Genomic DNA, 4,390 nt, shown 5'->3' on the forward strand with positions numbered 1-4,390 from the left:
AAGCTATTGAAGAAGTTTTGGACATGGCTATTGAGTTGGTAAAACGGGATCTGTAAAACATGACAACACCAATTGATAACTTTTATCTGCAACAACATGAACCCGTAAAAGGCTGCCTGCTGGCTCTACGCGAAATCATCCTTAAACAGGACGCAGATATTACTGCTGCCTGGAAATATGGGATGCCATTTTTTTGTTATAAGGGTAAAATGTTTTGCTACCTGTGGGTGCATAAAAAGCTTTTACAGCCTTATATCGGTATTGTTGAAGGCCGGCGTTTTGATCATCCCGGTCTCATCGTCGAAAAACGCTCGCGTATGAAGATAATGCTTTTTGACGCAGATCAGGATCTGCCGGTTGAAACCATAGAGGCTATTTTGACGCAGGCAATTGACTTGTATAAAACGGGGGTGATAAAAATAAGCTGATTTAATACGATAGATAAATGATTGTATTATATTGCCGGCGAATAAAATTACTGTCATTGTTACGTGTTTAGTGATTGAATAAAAAGTTAAAAATCATGTCGGCGAGCAAGCGATAAATGCCAACGCCGAGCTCATAAAAATGAAATGGTTTTACTAAAACAGGAGTGATAATTTTTCAATCGCCGACACGTTCATTCATTTACTTTAATTTAATCAATAACCCCTATAATAGTTTCATGTACTGGTACGAGGATGACATCAAACACCTTGAAAAGGATAGTTTGAATTTTATATATGAAGCCGAAACGATTTTTTATGGAAGCTCGTCTGTAAGGTTATGGACAAGCCTTTATGATGATTTTAAATACCTGAAACCCGTTAATCTTGGATTTGGCGGATCCACATTAGCCGCCTGCGTTTGGTTCTTTGAAAGGGTAATGACAGGTTATAAACCAAAAAGATTGGTAATCTATGCCGGCGACAATGACCTGGGCGATGGACGCCACCCCGAAGAAGTATTTATATTTTTTCAGCAACTGGTTACCAAAACGCAGCAACGCTTTGGTGATTTGCCCTGCTATTTTGTTTCTTTAAAACCAAGCATCAGCCGTTGGCACATGATTGATAAGTTTAAATACACTAACAACTTAATAGAAACAGAAATTGTTAAAAAAACTAACAATTGGCAGTTTATAAATGTTTATAAAGAAATGATTGATGCCAAAGGTTATCCTAAAAAAGAGTATTTTGTAGGTGATGGTCTGCATTTGAGCCCTGCCGGTTACCAGTTATGGAAACATGTGATTAATGATCATATTAACCGCTAAGCATTACTATTTATTTAATTTGAAGTAATATTTGTTTTGGAAATTTCGCACCAAAAGACCGAACCTAAAATGAAAAGAGCTTACCATAATTGGTTTAGTGCCAGTCTGCATCGTAATATGGAGCTTTTAGTATTTGGACATAGCGGCAAAGCAGTATTATTTTTTCCAACCCGGATGGCCCGGTTTTATGATTACGAAAACTGGGGAATAGTAGAAGCACTCCAGACCCATATAGAAAATGGCGAACTTCAGCTTTTTTGCGTTGATAGTATCGATTCCGAAAGTTTTTATAACCACTGGATACACCCTATTGATCGTATAAACCGCCATTTACAATATGAACAATACATATTGAACGAGGTAATTCCCTTTATGCAAATTGAAAATGGCGAAAACTTTTTTGAAGTAGCCGGTTGCAGCATGGGGGCCTATCATGCAATAAACCTGGTCTTAAAACACCCGGCCATATTTAAAAAAGTAATATGCATGAGCGGCCGGCATGATCTTACACGCCAGATAGATGACTTTAGAGACCTGTTTGATGGCTTCAGAAATGAAGATATATACTTCAATATGCCGCTGCAGTATATGGCCAACCTTGGAGAAGGATATGATTTAGACGCTATACGTAAAATTGAAATTATAATGGCCGTTGGCGAAACCGACCCCTTTGTATCCAGTAACCAGGAATTTAGCGATATACTTTCGTCAAAGGGGATTGATCACCGGCTATACATATGGAGTAAATACGCCCATCGGCCACGATACTGGAAACAAATGGTACAACTATATTTATAGGGGATATTCACGGGATAAGCAACCCGGCAAAATTTTAGCCATAGAAATAAAAGGTTCCGCTATACTAAAGTTAAAAGTCGGTCATTGCTTTGAAACTCACCCTCCCAACATTATCTGGTTTCCCCTTTAATGCAGGGGTAATCGTACCTTTTAATTTCCCGTTTACTTTACTCACCATGATCTTCCGGAAGGTATAATTACCTTTTTCATAGTCAAACGTCTCTCCGTCATCATCATATAAAGAATAAGTACCCGGTTTGCTGCCATAATACCTCACCTCCAGATCAACCTTCTGCCCTGCTTTAGGCGCGTGCAGCATTACCGGCATTATGGGTATAATGCCACCGTCCTTTACATAAACCGGTATTTTATCCAGGCCCGGTGTAACGTTGATGACTTCTCCGTCACCTGCATACTTCCCGGTATAAAAATCGTACCATTTACCCTTTGGCAAGATCACTTTTCTGCTGGTTTGCCCGGCAAATATTGGCGCTACCAGCAAATATTCGCCGGCCATATACTGGTCTTTAACCTCTTTGGTTATGGCCTCTTCATAAGGGTTTTCCTCCAGGTTTACTTTTTTGTTCTCATTTTTGGCTTCCCCTCCAACAAAGCCATCTTCCAGGTACATGGCCCTGAAAGGCGGGATGCCTTCAAAGTGATATTTGGCAAATTCGCTATACCAGTAGGGCATCATCTGCATGCGCAGGTTGGCCATTGTTTTTACCTGTTCGGCAACCTCCGGGAATGACCACGGTTTGGTACCGCTGGCCCAGGCATTGATCATAGCCATAGGCGAAAAAACGTTCGACTGAAACCGGCGTAACCATTCCTCGCCGGTTTTGGAGGAACGTACTTCGGGCGTCCATAACACACCGGCAAAACCACTGTTTACCAACGCTGTTATAAAATCCCGATGATCGTAATAGTCGTTATAGATCACATAAGGGAAAGAAGAACCACCACCATTTGAAGCACGAACCAGGCCAAATGTACGTTGATTACGTTCACGGTAAATTTCGCCGGTGTAACGCTGCATCATTAATCCATATGTTTGGCGCATTTGTTCGGCATCGTGGCCCGAGGGGAAAGTTGCTACGTCGGGCCATAAATAATTATCCCCGCCATCAACCTCGTCCATTTTATAACCGCTGATGCCAATATCTATTTTGCCTTTTTCCAGTTCGCCAAAAAATATCTTACGTGCTTCGGGCATACTGATATCGGGTACTATGCCGTTCCAAACCGTGTGCGAGCCACTGTAAGGTAAAATACTTTTATAAACCGGCGCCTCGGGAGATACATAGGGATTAGTCCATAAATTGAGCCTGATATTCTTTTTCAGCATATCCTGCACAAAACCTTTAGGATCAGGAAACCGGCTGGCATCCCACTCAAAAGTACAGGGGTATGATTTACTTTGCCAGCCTGGCTCAAGCCCGATAAAATCAAGCGGATAACCTTTTTCCTCAAATGCCTTTGCTTCGGCTGCAACACCCTGCGCATCGGTTAAACGCTGCATACGCTGTGTAAAGCCCAGGCCCCAGCGTGGCGGTAAACAACCGCCGCCGTTTAGCAAATTATAACGCCGTACGGCATCTAAAGTAGTTGGACCAGCAAATACATAGATCTCTACCCCGGAAGCGGGCACCAGCATTTCCACACCATCTGAGTATGGATGCGAGCTCCATGTTTTATCAAGATTCCTGTCTTTTATTTCGGGCGGTACCTTACTGTCGCGCCTTACTGCTGTGCCGGCATATACATCAATATACCTGGCCGAGTTGATAAACACACCATAACCATTTGATGATACATAGAAAGGTGTGGGTGCATGGGTGCGCCCGTTATCCTTGCCGGCATAATTGTCAACATGCAGCGTAAGCACTTTACCGCGCTGAAATACAGTCTGGAAATTTAAACCGAAACCAAACAACTGCTCTTTTTTTTCTAACGGAAAGCGCAGGTAAGTTTTACCCCCCTGTACACTACCTGTGATTTCCTGCTGTGGCAAGGGGAAGATAGCCTTTGGCATTTGTGCTAAACCAGCATGATAGGGTTGTACTCCCGCCACTTTCAGTAAGTCATATTCTTCGGACTTACCTATAACGCCTTTCCATATTCCGGGTTCTACTTCCGTCCAGGCGATAGATTGCGCGTGAAGGCCTGCTGTGAAACTCCAAAACAAACAAACCAGCAAAAAGCCTTTCAAATTTTTTATCATGTTAGTTAGGTATAATGGTATAGGTTTTACCTTTTTCTGTAGCAAAGTCAATTACATAACCTTTATTAAAAGATAGATCCGGTAGTTTGGCATCATCCGCCTTCTGGTAAACC

General features: G+C 42.1%; 4 protein-coding genes. 3 read left to right on the plus strand and 1 reads right to left on the minus strand.

Annotated elements, in window-relative coordinates; genetic code table 11:
• Nucleotides 1-59: 59 nt before the first annotated feature.
• The 3 genes from AC1DPZ_RS22795 to AC1DPZ_RS22805 all read left to right on the plus strand — a co-directional run bounded on the left by AC1DPZ_RS22795 (nt 60) and on the right by AC1DPZ_RS22805 (nt 2,053).
• Nucleotides 60-428, plus strand: coding sequence for a DUF1801 domain-containing protein (locus AC1DPZ_RS22795; protein WP_477407777.1), 369 nt, complete (start codon nt 60-62; stop codon nt 426-428).
• A 236-nt stretch (nt 429-664) separates the two neighbouring features.
• Nucleotides 665-1,255, plus strand: a complete 591-nt coding sequence (locus AC1DPZ_RS22800) for an SGNH/GDSL hydrolase family protein (RefSeq protein WP_477407779.1) — start codon at nt 665-667, stop codon at nt 1,253-1,255.
• A gap of 69 nt (nt 1,256-1,324) precedes the next feature.
• Complete coding sequence (locus tag AC1DPZ_RS22805; protein WP_477407781.1) at nt 1,325-2,053, plus strand: esterase family protein; 729 nt, start codon at nt 1,325-1,327, stop codon at nt 2,051-2,053.
• 70 nt (nt 2,054-2,123) lie between these two features.
• On the opposite strand, the gene AC1DPZ_RS22810 is transcribed toward AC1DPZ_RS22805, so the two are convergent.
• Nucleotides 2,124-4,277 carry a glycoside hydrolase family 31 protein gene (locus tag AC1DPZ_RS22810; protein ID WP_477407783.1) on the minus strand — a complete coding sequence of 718 codons (2,154 nt, stop codon included), beginning with the start codon at nt 4,275-4,277 and terminating at the stop codon, nt 2,124-2,126.
• Nucleotides 4,278-4,390: the final 113 nt, after the last annotated feature.

It is taken from the genome of Mucilaginibacter sp. P4_G9 (genome assembly GCF_056400985.1).

Excerpts from the sequence above, each read along its gene's own strand:
- AC1DPZ_RS22800 (WP_477407779.1), top strand. The coding sequence starts at position 665 with ATGTACTGGTACGAGGATGACATCAAACACCTTGAAAAGGATAGTTTG.
- AC1DPZ_RS22795 (WP_477407777.1), top strand. The coding sequence starts at position 60 with ATGACAACACCAATTGATAACTTTTATCTGCAACAACATGAACCCGTA.
- AC1DPZ_RS22805 (WP_477407781.1), top strand. The coding sequence starts at position 1,325 with ATGAAAAGAGCTTACCATAATTGGTTTAGTGCCAGTCTGCATCGTAAT.
- AC1DPZ_RS22810 (WP_477407783.1), bottom strand. The coding sequence starts at position 4,277 with ATGATAAAAAATTTGAAAGGCTTTTTGCTGGTTTGTTTGTTTTGGAGT.